Source organism: Rhizobium sp. BE258 (assembly GCF_031457345.1).
In the GTDB taxonomy this organism is placed as follows: Bacteria; Pseudomonadota; Alphaproteobacteria; order Rhizobiales; family Rhizobiaceae; genus Rhizobium.
In genome coordinates, this window is record NZ_JAVDWL010000003.1 from 416,690 (window position 1) to 437,059 (window position 20,370).

22 protein-coding genes are annotated in these 20,370 nt (G+C 60.4%); 11 read left to right on the plus strand and 11 right to left on the minus strand.

The window, feature by feature from the left end; translation table 11 throughout:
- Positions 1-53 precede the first annotated feature (53 nt).
- The 4 genes from petA (at position 54) to J2X43_RS12550 (ending at position 3,479) form a co-directional block, all read left to right on the plus strand.
- Entirely contained in the window at positions 54-632 is a 579-nt protein-coding gene (petA, locus tag J2X43_RS12535; RefSeq protein WP_112515740.1) for a ubiquinol-cytochrome c reductase iron-sulfur subunit, read from the plus strand.
- 14 nt (positions 633-646) lie between these two features.
- Positions 647-1,912: a cytochrome b N-terminal domain-containing protein gene (locus tag J2X43_RS12540; RefSeq protein ID WP_112386256.1), complete on the plus strand. Its 1,266-nt coding sequence runs from the start codon at positions 647-649 to the stop codon at positions 1,910-1,912.
- A gap of 25 nt (positions 1,913-1,937) precedes the next feature.
- A complete protein-coding gene (locus J2X43_RS12545) occupies positions 1,938-2,819 on the plus strand; it encodes a cytochrome c1 (protein WP_112386257.1) in 882 nt (293 codons plus the stop codon).
- 117 nt (positions 2,820-2,936) lie between these two features.
- Positions 2,937-3,479: an adenine phosphoribosyltransferase gene (locus tag J2X43_RS12550; protein WP_310294370.1), complete on the plus strand. Its 543-nt coding sequence runs from the start codon at positions 2,937-2,939 to the stop codon at positions 3,477-3,479.
- Between the two features lie 13 nt (positions 3,480-3,492).
- Here the strand turns inward: J2X43_RS12550 and J2X43_RS12555 are convergent, their stop codons facing one another.
- Entirely contained in the window at positions 3,493-3,960 is a 468-nt protein-coding gene (locus J2X43_RS12555; protein WP_310294372.1) for a MaoC family dehydratase, read from the minus strand.
- A complete protein-coding gene (locus J2X43_RS12560) occupies positions 3,957-4,427 on the minus strand; it encodes a MaoC family dehydratase (RefSeq protein WP_310294374.1) in 471 nt (156 codons plus the stop codon). Before J2X43_RS12560 ends, J2X43_RS12555 begins: the two co-directional genes overlap by 4 nt.
- Before the next feature lie 143 nt (positions 4,428-4,570).
- Here J2X43_RS12560 and J2X43_RS12565 point away from each other — a divergent pair, with 143 nt between their 5' ends.
- Complete coding sequence (locus J2X43_RS12565) at positions 4,571-5,722, plus strand: hypothetical protein (RefSeq protein WP_310294905.1); 1,152 nt, start codon at positions 4,571-4,573, stop codon at positions 5,720-5,722.
- A gap of 43 nt (positions 5,723-5,765) precedes the next feature.
- Here the strand turns inward: J2X43_RS12565 and ychF are convergent, their stop codons facing one another.
- The gene (gene ychF, locus J2X43_RS12570) at positions 5,766-6,869 is read right to left on the minus strand and encodes a redox-regulated ATPase YchF (protein ID WP_310294376.1); all 1,104 of its coding nucleotides are present in this window, start codon (positions 6,867-6,869) and stop codon (positions 5,766-5,768) included.
- A 73-nt stretch (positions 6,870-6,942) separates the two neighbouring features.
- Between ychF and J2X43_RS12575 the strand changes: the two genes are divergently transcribed.
- The 4 genes from J2X43_RS12575 to J2X43_RS12590 all read left to right on the plus strand — a co-directional run bounded on the left by J2X43_RS12575 (position 6,943) and on the right by J2X43_RS12590 (position 8,502).
- A complete protein-coding gene (locus J2X43_RS12575; RefSeq protein WP_310294378.1) occupies positions 6,943-7,263 on the plus strand; it encodes an AbrB/MazE/SpoVT family DNA-binding domain-containing protein in 321 nt (106 codons plus the stop codon).
- On the plus strand, positions 7,260-7,667 hold the full coding sequence (locus J2X43_RS12580; RefSeq protein WP_310294380.1) for a type II toxin-antitoxin system VapC family toxin: 408 nt from the start codon (positions 7,260-7,262) through the stop codon (positions 7,665-7,667). The genes J2X43_RS12575 and J2X43_RS12580 overlap by 4 nt, the downstream gene beginning before the upstream one ends.
- 59 nt (positions 7,668-7,726) lie before the next feature.
- Positions 7,727-8,038 (plus strand): ATP-dependent Clp protease adapter ClpS, encoded by a 312-nt coding sequence (gene clpS, locus J2X43_RS12585; protein WP_112386265.1) that lies wholly within the window; start codon positions 7,727-7,729, stop codon positions 8,036-8,038.
- 80 nt (positions 8,039-8,118) lie between these two features.
- Complete coding sequence (locus J2X43_RS12590; RefSeq protein WP_310294383.1) at positions 8,119-8,502, plus strand: hypothetical protein; 384 nt, start codon at positions 8,119-8,121, stop codon at positions 8,500-8,502.
- Between the two features lie 2 nt (positions 8,503-8,504).
- Here J2X43_RS12590 and J2X43_RS12595 read toward each other — a convergent pair whose 3' ends face one another.
- The 5 genes from J2X43_RS12595 to J2X43_RS12615 all read right to left on the minus strand — a co-directional run bounded on the left by J2X43_RS12595 (position 8,505) and on the right by J2X43_RS12615 (position 13,675).
- Positions 8,505-8,963: a GNAT family N-acetyltransferase gene (locus J2X43_RS12595; protein WP_310294385.1), complete on the minus strand. Its 459-nt coding sequence runs from the start codon at positions 8,961-8,963 to the stop codon at positions 8,505-8,507.
- A 4-nt stretch (positions 8,964-8,967) separates the two neighbouring features.
- Entirely contained in the window at positions 8,968-9,687 is a 720-nt protein-coding gene (gene pth, locus J2X43_RS12600; protein WP_310294387.1) for an aminoacyl-tRNA hydrolase, read from the minus strand.
- 86 nt (positions 9,688-9,773) lie between these two features.
- Complete coding sequence (locus J2X43_RS12605) at positions 9,774-10,487, minus strand: ABC transporter substrate-binding protein (RefSeq protein WP_112386268.1); 714 nt, start codon at positions 10,485-10,487, stop codon at positions 9,774-9,776.
- 25 nt (positions 10,488-10,512) lie between these two features.
- A complete protein-coding gene (locus J2X43_RS12610; protein WP_310294389.1) occupies positions 10,513-12,870 on the minus strand; it encodes an EAL domain-containing protein in 2,358 nt (785 codons plus the stop codon).
- Positions 12,871-13,060: 190 nt separating this feature from the next.
- The gene (locus J2X43_RS12615; RefSeq protein ID WP_112386270.1) at positions 13,061-13,675 is read right to left on the minus strand and encodes a 50S ribosomal protein L25/general stress protein Ctc; all 615 of its coding nucleotides are present in this window, start codon (positions 13,673-13,675) and stop codon (positions 13,061-13,063) included.
- Between the two features lie 320 nt (positions 13,676-13,995).
- Between J2X43_RS12615 and J2X43_RS12620 the strand changes: the two genes are divergently transcribed.
- On the plus strand, positions 13,996-16,083 hold the full coding sequence (locus J2X43_RS12620) for a bifunctional diguanylate cyclase/phosphodiesterase (protein WP_310294392.1): 2,088 nt from the start codon (positions 13,996-13,998) through the stop codon (positions 16,081-16,083).
- 95 nt (positions 16,084-16,178) lie between these two features.
- The gene (locus J2X43_RS12625) at positions 16,179-17,786 is read left to right on the plus strand and encodes a hypothetical protein (RefSeq protein ID WP_310294394.1); all 1,608 of its coding nucleotides are present in this window, start codon (positions 16,179-16,181) and stop codon (positions 17,784-17,786) included.
- Between the two features lie 62 nt (positions 17,787-17,848).
- Here J2X43_RS12625 and J2X43_RS12630 read toward each other — a convergent pair whose 3' ends face one another.
- The 3 genes from J2X43_RS12630 to J2X43_RS12640 form a co-directional block, all read right to left on the minus strand.
- The gene (locus tag J2X43_RS12630; protein ID WP_310294907.1) at positions 17,849-18,355 is read right to left on the minus strand and encodes a Kazal-type serine protease inhibitor domain-containing protein; all 507 of its coding nucleotides are present in this window, start codon (positions 18,353-18,355) and stop codon (positions 17,849-17,851) included.
- A gap of 118 nt (positions 18,356-18,473) precedes the next feature.
- Entirely contained in the window at positions 18,474-19,406 is a 933-nt protein-coding gene (locus tag J2X43_RS12635) for a ribose-phosphate pyrophosphokinase (RefSeq protein ID WP_112386272.1), read from the minus strand.
- A gap of 105 nt (positions 19,407-19,511) precedes the next feature.
- Positions 19,512-20,339, minus strand: a complete 828-nt coding sequence (locus J2X43_RS12640; RefSeq protein WP_310294396.1) for a hypothetical protein — start codon at positions 20,337-20,339, stop codon at positions 19,512-19,514.
- Positions 20,340-20,370: the final 31 nt, after the last annotated feature.

Sequence of the window (20,370 nt, forward strand, 5' to 3'; positions counted from 1 at the left end):
CTGAGAGGGGCAGGGCGGAATTCCGCGAAAATTGCGCAGAGGATGGTTTAGCCGTGAGCGAACACGATACGACAAGCGGGGCTTCATCAGAGCCCACTCGCCGTGATTTCCTATATCTCACCACTGGTATGGCGGGTGCTGTCGGCGCCGTTGCGGTTGCATGGCCGTTCGTCGATCAGATGCGTCCGGACGCATCGACGCTGGCACTGGCTTCGATCGAAGTCGATGTCACGAGCCTGACGCCCGGCATGTCGCTGACCGTCAAGTGGCGCGGCAAGCCGATCTTCATCCGCAATCGTACGCCGGAAGAGATCAAGGCTGCTGCGGATACGCCGCTGGCCGACCTCAAGGACCCGGTTGCGCGCAATGCCAACCTTGCTCCCGATGCCCAGGCGACTGACCTCGATCGCTCCGCCGGCAAGGACAAGGAAAACTGGATCGTCATGGTTGGTACCTGTACCCACCTCGGTTGCGTGCCGCTCGGCCAGGCCGGCGAATACAACGGTTGGTTCTGTCCCTGCCATGGTTCTGTCTACGATACGGCCGGCCGTATCCGTAAAGGCCCTGCGCCGCAGAACCTGGCTATTCCGACCTTTTCGTTCGTGTCCGACACTAAGATCAAGATCGGTTGAGGGGAGACTGATACATGAGTGGCCATTCCAGCTACGAGCCATCAACCGGCTTGGAAAAATGGATCGATGCGCGCCTTCCGCTGCCGCGTATGATCTACGACAGCTTCGTTGCATACCCGGTTCCGCGTAACCTGAACTATGCCTATACCTTCGGTGCCATGCTTTCGGTCATGCTGATCGTTCAGATCCTGACCGGCATCGTGCTTGCCATGCACTACGCCGCCGACACGTCGATCGCCTTCAACTCGGTTGAAAAGATCATGCGTGACGTCAATCACGGCTGGCTGCTGCGCTACATGCACGCCAACGGCGCATCGTTCTTCTTCGTTGCGGTTTACCTGCACATCGCCCGCGGCCTCTATTACGGTTCGTACAAGGCGCCGCGCGAAATCCTCTGGATCCTCGGCGTCGTCATCTACCTCCTGATGATGGCAACCGGCTTCATGGGCTACGTTCTGCCCTGGGGTCAGATGTCCTTCTGGGGCGCGACCGTTATCACCGGCTTCTTCTCGGCCTTCCCGCTGGTCGGCGAGTGGATCCAGCAGTTCCTGCTTGGCGGCTTTGCCGTCGATCAGCCGACGCTGAACCGCTTCTTCTCGCTGCACTACCTGCTGCCCTTCATGATTGCAGGTGTTGTTATCCTGCACATCTGGGCGCTGCACGTGACCGGCCAGACGAACCCGACAGGCGTCGAAGTCAAGACGAAGACGGATACCGTCCGTTTCACACCTTACGCGACCCTCAAGGATGCGCTCGGCGTTTCGATCTTCCTGCTGGTTTACGCCTATTTCGTCTTCTATCTGCCGAACTTCCTCGGCCACGCCGACAACTACATCCCGGCTGACCCGTTGAAGACGCCTGCTCACATCGTTCCGGAATGGTACTTCCTGCCGTTCTACGCGATGCTGCGCTCGATCACCTTCAATGTCGGCCCGATCGACTCGAAGCTCGGCGGCGTTCTGGTGATGTTCGGCGCGATCATCGTGCTGTTCTTCCTGCCCTGGCTCGATACCTCGAAGGTCCGTTCGGCCGTCTACCGTCCCTGGTACAAGCTGTTCTACTGGCTGTTCGTGATCAACGCGATCATCCTCGGCTGGCTTGGTTCACAGCCGGCTGAAGGTCTCTTCACCACCATCTCGCAGATTTGCACCCTCCTCTACTTCGCCTTCTTCCTGGTGGCGATGCCGGTGCTGGGTCTTGTCGAGACACCGCTGCGCGTTCCGAACTCGATCACCGAAGCGGTGCTCGAGAAGAAGAACAAGTCTGCGGCCAAGGCATAACCGAGCGGCGGAAGGAATTAAAAACATGAAAAAGCTTGTTACAAGCATTCTGTCGCTCGCAATTGCAGCCACCTTCGCCGGTGCTGCTCTTGCCGAAGACGCGGCGCCTGCGGCTGGCGCAGCGCCTGCTCATCACGAGGAAGCGACGCCTCATTATCCCCTGAAGGAGCCGACCGAGGAAAAGTGGAGCTTCGCTGGTCCCTTCGGTCACTATGACAAGGGTCAGCTGCAGCGCGGTCTGAAGGTGTATACCGAAGTCTGTTCCGCCTGCCACTCGATGAACCTCGTCCCGTTCCGCATGCTGAGCAACCTCGGTTACTCGGATGCGCAGGTGAAGGCATTCGCGGCCAACTACGAAGTGCAGGATGGCCCTGACGCCAGCGGTGAGATGTTCACCCGCAAGGCTGTTCCGTCCGACCATTTCCCGTCGCCATATCCGAACCCGGAAGCGGCTGCGGCCTCCAACAATGGCGCAGCCCCGCCAGACATGTCGCTGCTCGCCAAGGCACGCGAAGTCGAGCGCGGTTTCCCGCAGTTCGTCTTCGACATCTTCACGCAGTACCAGGAAAGCGGCCCGGATTACATCCACTCGCTGCTGACGGGCTACCAGGATCCGCCGGCTGGCTTCCAGGTTCCGGCTGGTGCCCACTACAACCCGTACTTCCACGCCGCCGCCGCTTTCGCCATGCCGAAGCCGCTCTCCGACGACCAGGTCACCTATGACGATGGTTCGCCGCAGACCGTGGATCAGTATTCGCGCGACGTTTCGGCCTTCCTGATGTGGGCTGCCGAGCCGCATCTCGAAGAGCGCAAGCGCACCGGCTTCATGGTGATGATCTTCCTGCTGATCTTCTCGGGCCTCATCTACCTGACCAAGCGCTCGGTCTATGCCAGCAAGGACCACTGAGCGGTTCTCTTTCGAATAAGCAAAAGGCGGCCTCCGGGCCGCCTTTTTTGTTGGTTCCGGGAGTGGCAATTGATAGGGTGCAGCCTCTTTGTGCCCTCGCAGACAGACGGATTTTCCATGAACAACATTGCCTCGGAACTTGCTGCCAGCATCCGCTCCATCCCCGATTATCCGAAGCCCGGCATCATCTTTCGCGACATCACCACGCTGCTCGGCAATCCGCGCGCCTTCCGCCGCGCCGTCGACGAGCTGGTGCAGCCCTATGCCGGCCTGAAGGTCGACAAGATCGCCGGCATGGAAGCCCGCGGCTTCATTCTCGGCGGCGCCGTGGCTCACCAACTGTCCGCCGGCTTCGTACCGATCCGCAAGAAGGGCAAGCTGCCGCACGAGACGGTGCGGATCGCCTATAGCCTGGAATATGGCGTCGATGAAATGGAGATGCATCGCGATGCGGTGCAGCCGGGCGAGAAGGTTATCCTGGTCGATGACCTGATCGCGACCGGGGGCACGGCGGTCGGCGCGACGAAGCTGTTGCGTCAGATCGGCGCTGAAGTCGTCGGCGCCTGCTTCGTCATCGACCTGCCGGACCTCGGCGGCCGCAAGAAGCTCGAAGAGCTCGGCGTCGACGTTCACACGCTGGTGGAGTTTGCCGGGCACTGACGCCCGGCTTGTCCTATTCGAATTCGAGGACGCTGCTTTCGAAGCGGATCACCGGGATCCCGTCCTGATTGATGCCTTCGTTGAGGATCTTGTTCAGGTGCCAGCCCGGGCGCGATGCCAGCGGGCGGCTGGACAGGAAGGTCACCGAATAGGCGACTGTCTCGTCGACGAAGACGGGCTTCAGCCATTGCAGATTTTCGAAACCGGGCGAGGGGCCGAGTTTCGGGGCAGCGAGCCCCTCCTTGGCCAGGCGGACGCTTTGCGCCATCCAGTAATCCAGGAAGGTTCGCATCCAGGCGGCGCAATTGTGCCAGCCGGAGGCGCAGAGATCGCCGAACAGCGTGTCCTTGGCGGCCTCGCGGTCGACATGAAATCGCTGCGGATCGAAACGGGTGGCGAAGTGGACGATGCGCTCCTCGGTGAAGGTGTAGCTGCCGATCTCGACCTTCTGGCCAATGGCATAGAGCTCGGTCATCCTCATGTGCGTGCCTCCGCCGCTTCGCGGGTGCTGAACATGATCCAGTTCTCCGAATAGCAGACGAGCTCACCGCGCTGGTTTTCGATCTCGTGCTTGAAACGCGCAATACCGATGCCGGGCCGCGAGCGCATAAGGCGGGATTCGAGCACGATCGAGCGTCCTGAGAGCGTATCGCCAGATAGCACCGGCTTCTTCCATTCCATGATGTCGATGCCGGGCGCGCCCTGTGAATAGGAGTTCAAGAGATAGCCCTCGGCCATCATCCGCATGAACAAAGCCGACGTATGCCAGCCGGAGGCTGCAAGGCCGCCGAGGATGCTCGCCTTGCCGCCCGCTTCAGATGTGTGCATCGGCTGTGGATCGAATTCGGTGGCGAATTCGATGATCTCTTCTGATGTGACAGGGATCGGGCCAAGCGGAAAGCTGCGGCCCGGCGCGAAATCTTCATAGCTCAGTTTCTGGTTGTTCATTGCAGGCCTCGTCAGTCCCTGCCTTCGCAGATGGCATGTGAGGTGTCGGGAGTGCAAGTCTTTTCAGACATGGAGACGGGACCGTCAGGCACAGGATCACCGGGCTTTTCGCCTATTGATTGCGAAATGATCCTGTGATCTTCATGGGCTGTATTCAACGATGCGGGATGTTCATGAGCAATCTGGAGACGGCGCTGCAGGGCGCAGCCGAAGACGGCATCATCACCGAAACCCAGGCGCAGACGTTGTTTTCCTATCTCGGCCAAAGACTTGCAGCGGCCGAGCCGACCGCGGGGGGAGAGCAACTGCTGGCGAAACGCCAAGGAGATGCCGCCAACCCGCTGGAAGATAGCGAGGCGCCCAGGTTCGTTCGCGGGTTTCATGACATTCTGATCACGATCGGCATCATCGTTGCGCTTCTCGGCTTCGGCGGGGTGGGTTCCGTCTATGCAACCCTGCCTGCGATCATCATTTTTGCCGAAATATTTGTTCGCCGCCAGAGGCTAGCGCTTCCAGCCGTCGCGCTTACCGTCGCGACGGTGCTCTGGATAGGAGCTTCAGTCATGCTATTGACCACGGACCCCTCTCTCGGACTGGAGCAGAGATACATCCACCCGTACCCGTCTTTGGGCGCGTTCCTGTTGCTCGTGCCTTTTCCACCGCTACTGGCGCTGTTTCATTGGCGCTATCGTGTACCAATAGCCCTCGCGGCGCTTTTGATCTCGCTCTTCCTCGTGTTCCTCGCAGGCGTTTTGGCTTTCATGGCGCCTGCGGCCGGGTGGCACGATGCAACAGGCTCCATACGATATCAGACCGTCAGCATCTTCTTCGTCTGCGTGATTTTCATGTTCGCCGTTGCCATGTCGTTCGATCTCAGGGATCGCGAGCGGGTGACGCGCAGTTCTGACGTTGCTTTCTGGATGCATCTCGCGACTGCGCCGGCGCTTCTCTATGGAACGGTGTTGTTGTGCTTCCTGCTGCTCGGCGTGACCACGAATGATGTCGACAACTACACCGGACCGGCTGTCGTGGTTGCTATCGTCCTTGTCATGATGGCGATTGGGCTGATCATCGACCGCCGTGCGTTCGTCACGTCGGGCCTGCTTTCATTGGGTGTCGCGCTCAGCGCAATTCTGCAGTACAGCAATATGCGGATGGACGGCTTGCTGTCCGCAGAGCTCGTCACTATCGGAATTTTCGTGCTGCTGATCGGTATGAGCTGGCTGCCGTTGCGCCGTGCCATCGTCGGTAGGCTGCCGCTCGGCCTGCAGGCAAAATTGCCGGCGTTGCGATAACGCCGGCATGAGCTGCCCGCCAGGGCGGCAGTGCGCTTTTTGATCAGGTGTTGAAGCGGAAGTGGATCACGTCGCCATCGGCGACAACGTATTCCTTGCCTTCGTCGCGGCCCTTGCCGGCTTCCTTGGCGCCGACTTCACCCTTGAAGTTGATGTAGTCGTCGTAACCGATGGTGAACGCGCGGATGAAGCCGCGTTCGAAATCGGTGTGGATGACGCCGGCGGCGGCAGGCGCCTTGGTGCCGCGGACGATCGTCCAGGCGCGCGTTTCCTTCGGGCCGACGGTGAAATAAGTGATCAGGTCGAGCAGGTGGTAGCCGGCGCGGATGAGGCGGTCGAGACCGGCTTCTTCGAGGCCAAGCGCGGAGAGGAACTCCTTCGATTCCTCTTCCGGCAGCTGTGCGACTTCGGATTCGATCGCCGCAGAAATGACGACGCATTCGGCACCCTGCTGCTTTGCCATCTCGGCAACGGCCTTGGTGTGCTCGTTGCCGGTGGAGGCGTCCGCTTCGGCGACGTTGCAGACGTAAAGAACCGGATGCGAGGTCAGCAGATTGAGGCCCTTGAGGATCTCGATTTCCTCAGGTGCCAGCGCCTTCAGGAGAAGGCGGGCCGGCTTGCCCTCGTTCAGCAGCTTGATGACGGCTTCCATGACCGGCAGCTGAGCCAGCGAATCCTTGTCCTTGCTGGCGGCGCGCTTGCGGGTCTGTTCGACGCGGCGCTCCAGGCTCTCGAGGTCGGCGAGCATCAGCTCGGTCTCGATCGTGTCGGCATCGCCAACCGGATTGATGCGACCCTCGACATGGGTGATGTCGTCATCTTCGAAGCAACGCAGCACGTGGACCACGGCATCGACTTCGCGGATGTTGGCCAGGAACTTGTTGCCGAGGCCTTCACCCTTCGACGCGCCGCGCACCAGGCCGGCGATATCGACGAAGGAAATGCGCGTCGGAATGATTTCCTTTGAGCCGGCAATCGCTGCCAGCTTCTGCATGCGCGCGTCGGGAACGGCGACTTCGCCGGTGTTCGGCTCAATCGTGCAGAACGGATAGTTTGCCGCCTGCGCCGCTGCCGTCTTGGTGAGCGCGTTGAAAAGGGTCGACTTGCCGACATTCGGCAGACCGACGATACCGCATTTGAAGCCCATGGCTGAATGTCCGTATTCGCTAAAATCGTTGCCTTGCCTATGGGGGAATGGCGCCCCGCGGTCAAGACTTGCAATGATCCGCGAGGCATCAACCTTGCCGGTAAGGCAGATTTGCCTTACTTTAAAAGAGAAGGAGAAGTCGATGGTTCGCTTGAAAGTGACCGCCAAGGGACAGATCACGCTGAAGAAGGAGGTGCTCGATCACCTGGGCATCAGCCCGGGCGATGAGATCGACGTCAATCTTCAACCGCAGCGCCAGGCAACACTCCATGCGATTTCGGGCAAGCTGCCGATCGAATCCCTATTTGGGATGATCAAGAACGAGGCAGGCGTGCATCTTACCATTGACGAAATCAACGAAGCGATTTCGGACGGGTGGGCCAACAGGCGATGACGATTGTCATCGACACGAACGTGCTGTTGCGCTTGGTGATCGAAGATGACACCGGAGAGACGGAGCAAGCGCAGGATGCCTTGGCCAGCGCCAGCCGGGTTGTAGTGCCTGTTGTCGCAATCTGCGAAGCAATATGGGTTCTGCGAGGCCGCTATAAGGTCGGAAGAGAGCCGTTGCAGGCGTTTGTGAGGCGTCTTCTCGAAACGGATAAGCTTCTTATGGACCGGGTTGCCGTCGAGGCGGGAATAAACATGATGGAGCGGGGCGGCGATTTTGCCGATGGTCTCATCGCCCTCGACGGCAGGCGTCTCGGTGGCGAGACCTTTGTCAGCTTCGACAAGAAGGCTGTAGCACTTCTCACTGCTTCGGGCTTGAACTGCAGACTTCTACGGCCACATAAATGATTGCGCATAGCTGATCGCGATCAGGCGCATCTTTCCCATATGATAACGGCAGACTCCCGATGAGTGACAATGATGTTGTCCTGACACCGAAAACTAAGACGAAGCTGAAGCTCGACAAGCCGAAGCTTTACAAGGTCATTCTGTTCAACGACGATTATACGCCGCGCGAATTCGTGACCATGGTGCTGAAGGCCGTGTTCCGGATGAGTGAGGAGGCCGGCTATCGCGTCATGCTGACGGCGCACAAGCTCGGGTCGAGCGTCGTGGTCGTCTGCACCAAGGACATTGCCGAGACCAAGGTCAAGGAAGCGATGGACTATGCCAAGGAAGCGGGATTCCCGCTGATGCTGACGGCCGAGCCCGAGGAATAGCTTGGCGATCTCTTAACCAGCCTCCTTAATCGAATGTCCGAGGTTTTTCGGTAGCATAGCGGAAACGGCGGAGGCTCGAGATGCCTGCGGAAGCGGCGACCTGGCATTATTTCGTGGCGGCGGCGATCTTTGCGCTGCTCGGCGCGATCGGCCATGTCTGCAGGGCGGTGTTCAACCTATTGCCGGACCGTATCACCGACCGGCCATTGCTCGATCTGCCGCTCTCCAGCGGCTACAATCTTCCCGACCTGCTGTTCGGCACTGAATATGACGACAACGGCTATTACCGGCTGGACAGTCTCAAGAACTTCCGCATCTCGGTGATGCTCAGCACTGCCGGCGGATTGCTGGTCATGCTGTTTTCGCCGGGTGCCTCGGGCGCTGTCGCCTGGATGATCGACAGCGGGCTTTCAGCCTTGTGGAACCTCTTTCTCTACCGGCTGCACGAGACCGGGCTGTTCTGAGGTCAGCGCCCTGCCGGCCGCCGCACCTGGTAGCCGGTCTTGTTTTGCGCGAAGCCGCAGCGCTCATAGAAGCGCAATGTTGCCGGATCCTTGGAACCGGTCAAAAGCATCACCTTGTAGCATGCGGCGTCCCAGGCTGCGTCGATCGCGTGGGCGATCAGTGCCGAGCCAAAGCCATGCTTGCGATGGCTTGCACCGGTGACGACGTTCTCGATCAGCGCGTAGGATGCGCCGGCGCGGGTGAGATTGGGGACGACGACCAGCGTCACGGTGGCGGCGGCCACCTTTCCGGCAAAGCCGATGAAGATGCGCATGCCCGGCTGTGCCAGGATCGCGGTCATGCGCTCGGTAGCAACGGCTGTATCGATCGGCGGATCTGACGGGTTCAGCTCAGCATAAAGGCCAAGCAGGGCAGGGAGATCGCTGGCCTCGGCTGTGCGGATCGCGAGCGGCGTGCTCATCCGATCAGTCGCCCTTGTTGCCGAGCAGTTTCTTCAGCATCTCCGCCATCGGGCCGCTGGCCGGCAGGATCTTAGGCTGGTTGTGGTTGCGGGCCTGATGGATGTGGGATTTGGCCACCGGCTTCTTCTCCGCCTTCGGCTTTTCTTCGTCGGCCTTGCCGCCGGTGGCAAGCGCCAGCTTGTTCATCAGCTGCGAATCCTCGTTACGAACCAGCATGCCGGCATTGTCGGCCAGCGCGTCCAGCAGCGACTCCAGCCAGCTTTGGTCTACCTTGGCGAAATCGCCGAGGACGTGATGCTGAACCATTTCCTTGACGCCGGGATGACCGATGCCGAGGCGCAGGCGGCGGTACTCGCGGCCGCAATGGGCATCGAGCGACTTGATGCCGTTATGCCCGCCATGGCCGCCGCCGGTCTTCAGCCGCGCCTTGCCGGGCGCCAGATCCAGCTCGTCATAGATGGCGACGAGATCGGACGGCTGCAGCTTGTAGAAACGCATGGCTTCGCCGACGGATTCGCCCGACAGGTTCATGTAGGTCTGCGGCTTGATCAGCAGCACCTTCTCGCCGTCGAGTTCGCCTTCCGATATCTCGGCCTTGAACTTCTTCGACCAGGGCGAAAAGCTGTGGCGGCGGTGGATCGTATCAACCGCCATGAAACCGATATTGTGACGGTTGCCGGCATATTTGCTGCCAGGATTGCCGAGACCCGCGATGATCAGCATGGGCCAATCCATTCCTTCAAAATCCGATGCCCGTTTCACCACCGCGAAACGGGCGTGAAGTCAAGCGCTAAGGCTGGAGCAGCCTGTCATTGCAGCAGGTTGAGGCCGTATTTCAGAAAGATCTGCTTTTGCGTGCCATCGGCAATCAGCTTGTCGAGCGAGGCCTGCATCTTGCGCAGCAGATCGTCCGGAAAGTCCTTCTGGCAGGCAATGCCCATCGGCTGGCTGGAGAGCACCGTCACCATCTCCAGCGGTTGATCCTGCTTCAGCTTGTCGAAATAGAGCTCCGAGATCGGCATCATATCGATGCGGCCGCCCAGCAGCTTGCGCATCGTGGCGTTGAAATCGCTGGCGACATCGAGCTTGGGGAAGCCTTTTTCCTTCAGCGTCGTCTCGGTGTAGTCCTCGCGCCAGGTGCCGACCAGGTACTTCTTGGCTTCTTCCAGATTGTCGGCGGTGACAGCGGAGTCCTTGGCCTTGATCAGGATGTTGCGGTCGATGAGCAGCGGCTCCACCCATTTGAACAGGGGATCGCGAAGACCGTTATGGGCTGTGGCGAAGACGCAGGTCATCGGCGTGCTTTGCGCCAGCGTATAGGCGCGGGCCCAAGGCATCATCTCGATCGTATAATCGACGCCGATATCGGCCATCACCTTCTCGACCTGCTCGACGGTGGCGCCCTTGATGACCTTGCCGTCGCGGTAGTTGAAGGGTGCGTAGTCTTCAGTCGTGAAGGACACCGTTTGCGCGGAGGCTGCGGCAGGCAGGATGAGGAAGGCGAGAAGCAGCAGCTTTTTCATCGCATAACTCCTGATGTTCGTTGGTCTATGACGCACGCGCCACGAAGGGGATGACGCCGCTCAGCTTCTCGATCAGCTGCGCTGCGGTCTGCGGCCGGTGGAAGAGATAGCCCTGTCCATAATCCAGCCCCATCTGCTGCAGCGTCCGGCATTCCTCTTCGGTCTCGATGCCCTCGGCAATGACTGTGCAGTTCATCTTGTGCGACAGCGTGGTGATCGCCTCGATCAGCATCCGGCTCTTCATGCCGACATCGTCGTTGCCTTCGTTGATGGCGCGGGTAAAGGACTGATCGATCTTGATGATATCAACCGGGAAACGGTTGAGATAGCTCAGAGACGAGTAGCCGGTGCCGAAATCATCCAGCGCGATGCGGCAGCCGAAGCGGCGCAGCTCGGTGACGATCATGCGGATCTGCGGGTTGTCGTGCATCAGCACGGCCTCGGTGATCTCGACGACGATGCGTTCGGGACGGATGCCATGGCGGCCGAGGAGACCGGCCAGACGCGAGGGCAGGGCGGGCTCGAACTGCAGCGGCGAGAAATTGATCGCCAGATAGGTGTCCTGCATGCCGGTGATCCGGGAAATGCGGGAGAGATTGGAAATCGCCTTCTCCATGATGACGTTGCCGATGCGGACGATCTTGGCCGTCTCTTCGGCGACGTTGATGATCTCGGCCGGAGGCATCAGGCCCTTTTGCGGGTGGTTGAGGCGCATCAGCGCTTCGAAGCCTGCGATGTTGCCGTGGGTCAGGCCGACGATCGGCTGCAGGTAGGCTTCGAACCAGTCCTCGGCGAGGCCTGCCTCGATGCAGCTTTCGATCTCGGCGCGGCTGCGTGCGGTATCGAGCATCGCGTTGTCGAACAGGCGGGCGCCGTTCTTGCCGTCGCGCTTCTTGGCATACATCGCCATGTCGGATTTCTGCAGCAGTTCCGCCGCATTGGCCGCATGGCGCGGATAGATGGCGACGCCGACGGAGGCGCTCAGATGCAAGTCGGGGCCGAAAGGCGTGTCGAAGATCGTGGCGATCTGGTCGCACATCGCCCGCGCCCGCTTCTCGGCATCGGCGGCCGGCAGCAGGATGGCGAATTCGTCGCCGCCAAGGCGGGCGGCTTCGTCGGATGGGGCGAGATGGGTCTTGAAGCGGGCAACGAGCTCGCGCAGCGCCCGGTCGCCTTCGGCATGGCCCATATTGTCGTTGATCCACTTGAAGCGGTCGAGATCGACGAACAAGCAGGCAAGCTCTTGGCCCGCTGCGTCCGCTTCGGCGATCTTGCGGTCGAGCACGGCTTCGAAGCCTTGGCGGTTCAGCAGGCCGGTCAGGTGATCGGTGATTGCCTGGCGGTGGTTGCGGTCTTCGGAGGCCTTGAGCTCGGTCACGTCGGTCATGACCGACAGCGACAGCTTGTCGGTACCGCCGGTCGCGGCGTTGGATTCCAGGATCAGCACGTCGATGACGCGGCCGTCGGCGCATCTGAACTTGACCGTGACGTCGAGCGCGCCTTCCTCGGCAGTGTTCCTGCGCGACAGGAAGATGTCGCGGGTATCCGGCATGACGAGATCGGCGAACTTGCGGCCGACGGCGTCAGTGCGGCTGTAGCCGGTGGCGACCAGCCAGTAATCGCTGACGGCTGTGATGCGGTCGTCCTCGTCAAGCGAGAAGAGCATGGCGGGCGTCAGGTCGTAGATGTCGGTAGCGCGGCGATGGGCGAGCTTCAGCTCCTTTTCCTCGCGCTCCAGCTTGGTCTGCATGTCGTTGAAGCTGCTGGCAAGGCGGCCCATCTCGTCACCGGACTGCCAGTCGACGTGATGGCGCGAGCCAAGCTGGCTGGTGGCCTCTATCGCGGCAATGAGGCGCATCAGCGGGTGGATGACGAAGATGCGATTGCCGATCAGCGCGCTGCCGAAAACGGCGAGAACGGCGAAGATGAAGATCGAGATGAAGACCACTTCCTCATGCTTCAGGCCGGAGAAGAGCCCGAGCTTCGGATAGTAGACGGAGATGCTGCCGAGGTTCTTCGGACCGTCGACATTGTTGTAGATGATGGCACGCGAGACCTGCTCCAGCTCGCCGCTGAACGACTTTGGAATGGTGCTCTGGGTGATATCAAGCTGGCCGGACTGGTCGCGGACCTCAACCTTGACGATGGCACCCTGGGAAACGATCGTCGCGGAAATCTGCGTGACGCTGTCTTCGTCGAGATCCCAGAGCGGCTTGGCGAGCGCCTGGGAATTGGCAACCAGAAGCACGGAGATGTGGTCGCGGATTTCCTTGTCGGCGCGTTCTGAAGAGAGGAAGAGAAAAAGCACAAAAAGCGGCGCGACAAAAACAAGTAGCGCACCGCAGACAATCGCAAAAAATCTATTTTCAACGGAATTATTCATTGTTCCGTTTTCTCCCCGGCCGCTTCTTCTTCGGCCGCCTTCTAATATACGGCGATATGGCAATAACTTTGGGGAGAATGCTTCCATGAATGTGTTAAAGCTTGCTGAAACGGTTGTAGCCAGCAAATGAAAAGGCCCGCTTTCCGGGAAGGAAGCGGGCCTTATGCTTTACAAATTGATAGGAAGCTTATCAGGCTTCAGCGCCGCCTTCGGCTTCAGACGTGTCTTCTTCGACGCCAGCTGCCGGAGCAACGATGGTGGCGATCGTGAAGTCACGGTCGATAACCGTGGTGACACCCTTCGGAAGGGTAACTTCCGAGATGTGGATGCTGTCGCCGATCTTCTTGCCGCTCAGGTCGACATTGAAGAATTCCGGGATGGCATTGGCCGGGCAGTGAACTTCGACTTCGTGACGAACGATGTTGAGAACGCCACCGATCTTGAGACCCTGCGACTTCTCTTCATTGATGAAGTGAACCGGGATCTCAACGGTAACCTGCGTGTTGCCGGAAACGCGGAGGAAATCCACGTGCATCGTGAAGTCACGAACCGGGTCGAGCTGGTAGTCCTTCGGGAGAACCTGGTACTTCTTGCCGCCGAGGTCGATCGTGGCAACGGTGGTCATGAAACCGCCGGCATGGATACGCTTCGTCACCTCGTTGGTGTTGAGCGTAATGGAAATCGGGGCCTGCTTGTCACCATAGATGACAGCGGGAATCAAACCGTTGCGGCGAAGTTCACGGGCGGACCCCTTACCAACCCGTTCGCGCGCCTCGGCCTTGAGCTCGTAAGTTTCGTGGCTCATGGCTATTCCTTTCGAGGTTATATGGAGAGTCGAAGTCCGGCATATGCCGTCCTTTGACTGGAAGCACCTTTTTTCGGAAGCTTCATCCGCATTGCCTCCAAGGGTGTCTGTGCGGACGCGTGCGCTATAGTATAAGTCCGGCTGAAACGCAAGCTCGGCAGGGCCGGTCGCGTCCTTTGCTCCTGCGGTTGTGGTTTTCTTTTGCACGGTTGTAAAATCTGACGGTTATTTAACCAATGAATCGCAATTAAAACGCCAATTAATGAATCCTACTATGCGAATACATATAGGTGATCACGGTTTCAATCGCGGTCTCAATCATGTTGCGTATCATCTCCTGCATCACAGTCGAACACAGCCTGTCGCATCTCCTTTTCGCGACCGTGATCTGCGTTCTGGGCTCACTGCTGACGATGCGACTTTTCACACGGGTACGGCGCACAGAGGGCCTGCAGAAGTTCAACTGGCTGTTTCTCTCCGGCTTTGTCGGCGGATCGACGATCTGGACGACGCATTTCATCGCCATGCTCGGCTACCAGTCGCCGGCGATGAACGGCTATGAGCCCGAACTCACCCTGATCTCGCTGTTCATCGGCATCGCTGCCAGCATCATCGGTTTCACCGTTGCCGCCAGCACGCCGAAGACCATGCTGGTCGAAGCGGGCGGGGCGATCGTCGGCCTCGGTATTGCCTGCATGCATTATGTCGGGATCGCCGGATACAAGGTTGCAGGCCACATGGTCTGGAGCCAGCCCTATGTCTTGACCTCGCTGGTGCTGGCTGCTGCCTTCGGCGCCGTCGCCACCAATCGCGTTGCACGTCCGGTCACCCGGTTCTGCAAGCACGGCTCCGGCCTGGCGCTGATCCTGGCGATCGTGCTGACGCATTTTACCGGCATGGCTGGCCTGACGATCGTTCCCGACAGCGCCATTCCGGTTGCGGGAGAGCTGATCTCGGTCAACATCATGACCGGCCTTGTTGTCGCAGTCATGGTGGTTATCCTCGCGCTTGGTGCATCGACCTATGTCATCGACATTCAGTCCAGCCAGGCGGCCGTCGAGCGCTATCGCCATCTGTCGCTGCACGATCCGCTGACCAATCTGCCCAACCGCGCCGCCTTCAACGAGCATCTCGCGGCGCTGACGAAACGGCCGAAGGACATGACGGCGAATATCGCTGTGCTCTCCTTCGATCTCGACCGCTTCAAGGAAATCAACGACGTTCACGGCCATGCGGCCGGCGACGCCGTGCTGCGGACGGTTGCCGAGCGGCTGATGCTACTCAGCAACGACAGCCAGTTCATGGCCCGCGTCGGCGGTGACGAGTTCGTGGCCGTGATGCACAAATATTTCATCCGCGCCGATGCCACTGGCCTGGCGCAACGGATCATCGACGAGATCGCCAAGCCGGTTTCCTGGGAAGAGCAGACGCTCTGCGTCGGTACCAGCGTCGGCATCTCGACCTTCCCGGGACAGGCAACCACGATCGACGATCTGCTGTCGCAGGCCGACATCGCCATGTACCGGGCGAAATCGACCGCTAGCAACAGCATCTGCTTCTACGATGCCTCGATGGACCAGATCTCCCGCGAGCGGAACGCGCTCGCAATCGAGATGCGTGAAGGATTGCGGCGCCGGGAGTTCGAACTGTTCTACCAACAGCAGAACGATACGGTGACGCGCGAGGTCGTTGGCTTCGAGGTGTTGCTGCGCTGGAAGCATCCGGTGCGCGGCTATATCGCGCCGATGGAATTCATTCCGATCGCCGAGCGTAACGGCTTCATTCTGGAGCTCGGCGAATGGGTGATGCGAGCCGCCTGCGCGGAGGCTGCGACCTGGAAGAACCCGCTGCGCATCGCCGTCAACGTCGCGCCGCAGCAGCTGAGCGATCCCCGCCTGCCGCAGATCGTCCACGAAATCCTGCTGCAGACCGGCCTCCCGGCTTCGCGTCTCGAAATCGAGATCACCGAATCCGGCATCATCGCCGACCACCAGCACGCGCTGCATGCGATCCGCCGGCTGAAGGCGCTGGGGATCAAAGTGGCGATGGACGACTATGGGACCGGCTACTCGTCGCTTTCGACACTGCAGAGCTTCCCCTTCGACAAGATCAAGATCGATCGCGCTTTTGTCGATGGCGTCGTCACCAACAAGCAGTCGGCGGCAATCGTCCGCTCGACGCTGATCCTGGCCGCAAGTCTCGACATCCCGGTTCTGGCCGAAGGCGTCGAGAATGAAGATCACATTGACTTCCTGCGCCGGGAAGGGTGCCTGCAGGTGCAGGGCTTCCTTTTCGGCAAGCCGGTGCCGCGGTCGGGTATCGAGGCGATCGTCGGCACCGATGCGCCCGCCAAGCCTCAACCTGAAGTGATGGCTGTGGATGAGATCAAGGCCGCGGCAGCCGCCTGAGAAGAAAATATCAACCCGCGGATGAGGCTGGCTTGACATCCGGCTTCTGGCAATCTCACATGCGCGCCTTCATGCCCCAAGGGAGAATTATCGAGATGCGTCACAGGCTTATCACGGCGACGAGCGCCATTGTTCTGGCTTTGGCTACGGGAGCGTCCGCCGCTGACATCAGTCAGGACGGTGCGAACGCCATCCGTGACAATCTCAATCACCTGCTGCCGAAGGACATCGCCAAGAGCCAGCCGGTCACCGTCAAGCCGGCGGGCTCGCGCTACGAGATCACCTATGATTTCGCCAAGCTCCTGGAGAAGGTCAAGAAGCAGGATTTCGAGATCAAGGGTCTCGTGCCGTTCAAGATGTTCGCGACACCGCAGGATAGCGGCCTCTGGAACCTCGAAGGCAACAACAACCTGAGCGTGACCGGCCATTTCGGCGGACCGGACAAGGCGCGCACGGACTTCACCTACTCGATCGCTCAGATGGATTTCACCTCGGTCTTCGACCCGGCGATCAGCTATCTGCGCTCGGGTGATTTCAGCGCCAAGGATCTGAAGATCAGCTCGACGACCGACACGGAATCCGTCAATGCCAGCTTCGGGGACATGGTCTACAAGCTGAGCTCCGCAGACAGCGCCACGGCCGGGCGTCTGGATTTTGCCGCCAACGGCAAGTTCAGCGCCTTTGCCGAGCAGGTCAGCGGCAAGGAAATGCCGCCGATCCAGATCTCCGCCGACAGCCTGGATTTCGATGCCAAGGTCAACGGCATCGCCGCCAAGGACATCAAGGAGATGGTCCTTTTCGTGCTCGATCATGCCGATGAGAAGCAGCTGACCAAGGAGAGCGAGGCGAAGCTGAAGGGCATGCTCGGCAATGCCTTCCCGCTGCTGAGCTCGCTTGAGGAAACCATCAAGCTCAACAACCTCGCCGTCACCAGTGCGGTTGGCAGCGGCGGCGCCAAGTCCTTCGGCTATCACTTCACCGTCGATGGTCCGAGCAATGCAACGCGTATCGGCGTCGCGATGGATGCTGCCGACGTGACACTCGACAGCGCGCTCGTTCCTGCGGGTTACACCGCGTTCCTGCCGCAGGCGCTCGATATCCAGTTCGGCGTTCCCGGCATGGATTTCGCGGCCTTCGCGGACGAGTTCATGAAGATGGATTTCACCAAGTCCACCGACGACAGCGAGAAGGCCGGGCAGCAGGCTGCCGAGAAGCTTTTCCCAGGCGGTATTCTGAAGGTCGATTTTCCGAAGGTTAGCGCCAAGTCCAGCGTCTATGACGTCGAGGTCTCCGGCGAGCTGGAAGGCCGGGTCGATACGCAGAAAGATTACAAGCTGAATGCTTCGATCGTGGCGCGCGACTACGACAAGACGATCGCCGCCATCCAGGAACTTGCAAAGACCAACCCGGACCTGACCCAGGCATCCTTCGGCCTGATGATGATCAAGGGTTTTGCCAAGGCTGATCCTGATGGCGCGCAGCGCTGGGATGTGGCTGTAGCAAGCGACGGCTCGGTCAGCGTCAATGGCCAGCAGATCAAGGGTCCGGATGCACCGGCCACTGAAGAAGCTGCTCCCTCCGACGAGACGGATCCTTCGGATGAGGCCGCTCCTTCAGACGAGGCTACTCCGGATGAGACCGCTCCGTCTGACGACGCGGCGCCCTCGGATGATGCTACGCCCTCCGAAGAGACCAAGCCCTGATTTAGAAAGGCCCGCTTCGAAGCGGGCCTTTTTCGTTCGGCTGGATAGTGGAAAATGCGGGCCTACTGGCGGCACTCTCCACCGCTGATGATGCGGAAGCCCGCATTGCCGGCTTCGCAGGCATTTGGGAAGGTTTGCGTCTGACGGCCGCGTTCGCCGCAGACCGGGCGGTATTCGCGGGTGCAGATGCCATCGGGGCGGCCCAGGCGGTCGGGTCTATCCGGTCTTTCAGGCCGGTCGGGCCTGCCTGGACCATCCGGCCAGTCCGGGCGGCCGGGACGGTCTGGTTCCGGGCGCGGGAAGGTTGGTGGTCCGCCGCGGCATTCGCCGCGTCCAACGATCATGAAGCCGCTGCTGCGCGCCTGGCAGGAATTGCTGAATGTTTGCGTGCGCCCGCCGCGCTCGCCGCAGACCGGGGCATATTCCATCGTGCACATCTGCGGCTGCGGCGGCCGGGGACGCGGCGGTGGCCGCGAGTAGCCGGGATCGACATCGACGGTGCAGGCCGATAGCAGCGGAATAAGCGCTACCAGCGCCAGGCGCCTGCCGGTTTTCAGATGGTTTCGGATGTTCGTCACAATTGCTCCCCCGTGCAAACAAATCACAGAGGAAGCCTAGTTGAAACAGTCAACGTGATGAAGCGGCAAATGCAACTTCGCCGCTCCGAACGGGGAAAGGATGGAACCGTCAGTCGAAGAGACTGGAGACGGATTCTTCTTGGCTCGTGCGGTTGATGGCTTCGCCGATCAGGTTGGCGGTCGTGATGACGCGGATATTGTGGGCCGACTGCACAGCCGTGGTCGGCTGGATGGTGTCGGTGATCACAAGTTCGCGCAGCTTCGACGAGGTGATGCGGGTGACCGCGCCGCCGGAGAGAACGCCGTGGGTGATATAGGCCGTGACGCTGGCAGCACCCTGGGCGAGCAGCGCATCGGCAGCATTGCAGAGCGTGCCGCCGGAATCGACGATGTCGTCGATCAGGATGCAGTCCTTGCCTTCGACTTCGCCAATGATGTTCATGACTTCGGATTCACCCGGGCGGTCGCGGCGCTTGTCCACGATCGCCAGCAGACAGTCGAGGCGTTTGGCAAGCGCGCGGGCGCGCACCACGCCGCCGACGTCAGGCGAAACAACGGTGATGTTGCTGGTGTCGTAGTGAGCCTTGATATCGCGCGTCAGGACCGGCACGGCATAAAGGTTGTCGGTCGGGATATCGAAGAAGCCCTGGATCTGGCCGGCATGCAGGTCGAGCGTCAGAACGCGATCGGCACCGGCCTCGGTGATCAGGTTGGCGACCAGCTTGGCCGAGATCGGCGTGCGCCCCGAGGCGCGGCGATCCTGGCGGGCATAGCCGAAATAGGGAAGAACTGCCGTGATGCGGCGGGCCGACGAGCGGCGCATCGCATCGATCATGATCAGCAATTCCATCAGATGGTCGTTGGTCGGGAACGATGTCGACTGAACGAGGAACACGTCCTCGCCGCGCACATTTTCCTGAACTTCGACGAAGATTTCCTGGTCGGCAAATCTTCTGACGCTGGCCTTGCCCAAGGACACATTGAGATAGGTGCAGATCGCTTCGGCGAGATGCCGGTTCGAATTGCCTGCGAAAACCTTCATTTTGGCCCGCCTATTGTCTGCTGATAGCCGCGCTTTTTAGCCAGCTTGCTTCTGAATGCAAGCGCAAAGGCGACACAGGGCTTGATATTTATCAAAACCCTGTTGCTAACCGCCCTGAGATTGGCGCCAGACGTTGAATTCAGCGATGGTTTTGGTGCCGATCTGCTGCATGACCGAGGCGGGGACACCGGCCCAGGGGTCCTGAGCGGCGGAGGGGACCTTCTCTTCGCCTTGAATGCGGTGCAGGCGGCCGCCGCTGCTGTCGAGAACATCCCAGACATAGGTGACGGTGACATTGCCCGCATCGGTGAAGGCCGAGAGATAGCCCTTCAGGATGTAGTCGCTGCTGTTATCGGTGGAACTCTTGATCGCTAGGCCGTGCGAACGCGCTTCGGAGCCGAGCTGGCGCGAGAGGGGCGTGACGGCCTGAACGGGTGCGCCGATGATCGGCAGGAAGCGCACGGTATTGCCGCGGGTCGAGCCCGACTCCACCGGATCGATGGCGGCCACCTGTTGCGTCTCCTGACGCTGCCGGCGCGGCGGCGGCGCCTGGTCGCCCATATCCTGCTCTTCGGCTTCGGCGTTGGATAGTGGCTCGCTCTCGACGGCCTCGGGCGCGCGATAGCTTTGCGGCGCCTGCGCAGAAAGGGCGTCGGCCTGTGCCTGCATGGATGTCGGTGGTGCGCCGGGGCCGGGGCGGTAGGCTTGATTATAGGCGGGGTGATAGCCCTCCTGTGGCTCGGCGGCGAAGGCCTGGCGGGATTGCGAACCGGCCATGCGCTCGACTTCGCGCTGGGTCACCGGCGAGGAGCGCGGCGCCACGGAAGAATCGCCGATATCGACGAGCGGCGTCATCGCGTCGGTCGTGTTGCAGGCGGCAAGCAGGCTGGCGAGGCATGCAAGAAGTGCTGGCGCAGTCAGCGATCGCGTCATCCTTCCAGCTTTCCTTCCGTCATTCGCATCA

What these genes read in the sequence shown, in the direction of transcription:
- J2X43_RS12545 (WP_112386257.1), top strand. Translation starts at nt 1,938, where the DNA reads ATGAAAAAGCTTGTTACAAGCATTCTGTCGCTCGCAATTGCAGCCACC.
- J2X43_RS12595 (WP_310294385.1), bottom strand. Translation starts at nt 8,963, where the DNA reads ATGAGCACGCCGCTCGCGATCCGCACAGCCGAGGCCAGCGATCTCCCT.
- J2X43_RS12640 (WP_310294396.1), bottom strand. Translation starts at nt 20,339, where the DNA reads ATGACGCGATCGCTGACTGCGCCAGCACTTCTTGCATGCCTCGCCAGC.
- J2X43_RS12590 (WP_310294383.1), top strand. Translation starts at nt 8,119, where the DNA reads ATGCCTGCGGAAGCGGCGACCTGGCATTATTTCGTGGCGGCGGCGATC.
- J2X43_RS12580 (WP_310294380.1), top strand. Translation starts at nt 7,260, where the DNA reads ATGACGATTGTCATCGACACGAACGTGCTGTTGCGCTTGGTGATCGAA.
- J2X43_RS12610 (WP_310294389.1), bottom strand. Translation starts at nt 12,870, where the DNA reads ATGAATAATTCCGTTGAAAATAGATTTTTTGCGATTGTCTGCGGTGCG.
- J2X43_RS12615 (WP_112386270.1), bottom strand. Translation starts at nt 13,675, where the DNA reads ATGAGCCACGAAACTTACGAGCTCAAGGCCGAGGCGCGCGAACGGGTT.
- clpS (WP_112386265.1), top strand. Translation starts at nt 7,727, where the DNA reads ATGAGTGACAATGATGTTGTCCTGACACCGAAAACTAAGACGAAGCTG.
- J2X43_RS12560 (WP_310294374.1), bottom strand. Translation starts at nt 4,427, where the DNA reads ATGAACAACCAGAAACTGAGCTATGAAGATTTCGCGCCGGGCCGCAGC.
- J2X43_RS12605 (WP_112386268.1), bottom strand. Translation starts at nt 10,487, where the DNA reads ATGAAAAAGCTGCTGCTTCTCGCCTTCCTCATCCTGCCTGCCGCAGCC.
- J2X43_RS12620 (WP_310294392.1), top strand. Translation starts at nt 13,996, where the DNA reads ATGTTGCGTATCATCTCCTGCATCACAGTCGAACACAGCCTGTCGCAT.
- ychF (WP_310294376.1), bottom strand. Translation starts at nt 6,869, where the DNA reads ATGGGCTTCAAATGCGGTATCGTCGGTCTGCCGAATGTCGGCAAGTCG.
- J2X43_RS12550 (WP_310294370.1), top strand. Translation starts at nt 2,937, where the DNA reads ATGAACAACATTGCCTCGGAACTTGCTGCCAGCATCCGCTCCATCCCC.
- J2X43_RS12555 (WP_310294372.1), bottom strand. Translation starts at nt 3,960, where the DNA reads ATGAGGATGACCGAGCTCTATGCCATTGGCCAGAAGGTCGAGATCGGC.
- J2X43_RS12565 (WP_310294905.1), top strand. Translation starts at nt 4,571, where the DNA reads ATGGGCTGTATTCAACGATGCGGGATGTTCATGAGCAATCTGGAGACG.
- J2X43_RS12635 (WP_112386272.1), bottom strand. Translation starts at nt 19,406, where the DNA reads ATGAAGGTTTTCGCAGGCAATTCGAACCGGCATCTCGCCGAAGCGATC.
- pth (WP_310294387.1), bottom strand. Translation starts at nt 9,687, where the DNA reads ATGCTGATCATCGCGGGTCTCGGCAATCCTGGCAGCAAATATGCCGGC.
- J2X43_RS12625 (WP_310294394.1), top strand. Translation starts at nt 16,179, where the DNA reads ATGCGTCACAGGCTTATCACGGCGACGAGCGCCATTGTTCTGGCTTTG.
- J2X43_RS12540 (WP_112386256.1), top strand. Translation starts at nt 647, where the DNA reads ATGAGTGGCCATTCCAGCTACGAGCCATCAACCGGCTTGGAAAAATGG.
- J2X43_RS12575 (WP_310294378.1), top strand. Translation starts at nt 6,943, where the DNA reads ATGATCCGCGAGGCATCAACCTTGCCGGTAAGGCAGATTTGCCTTACT.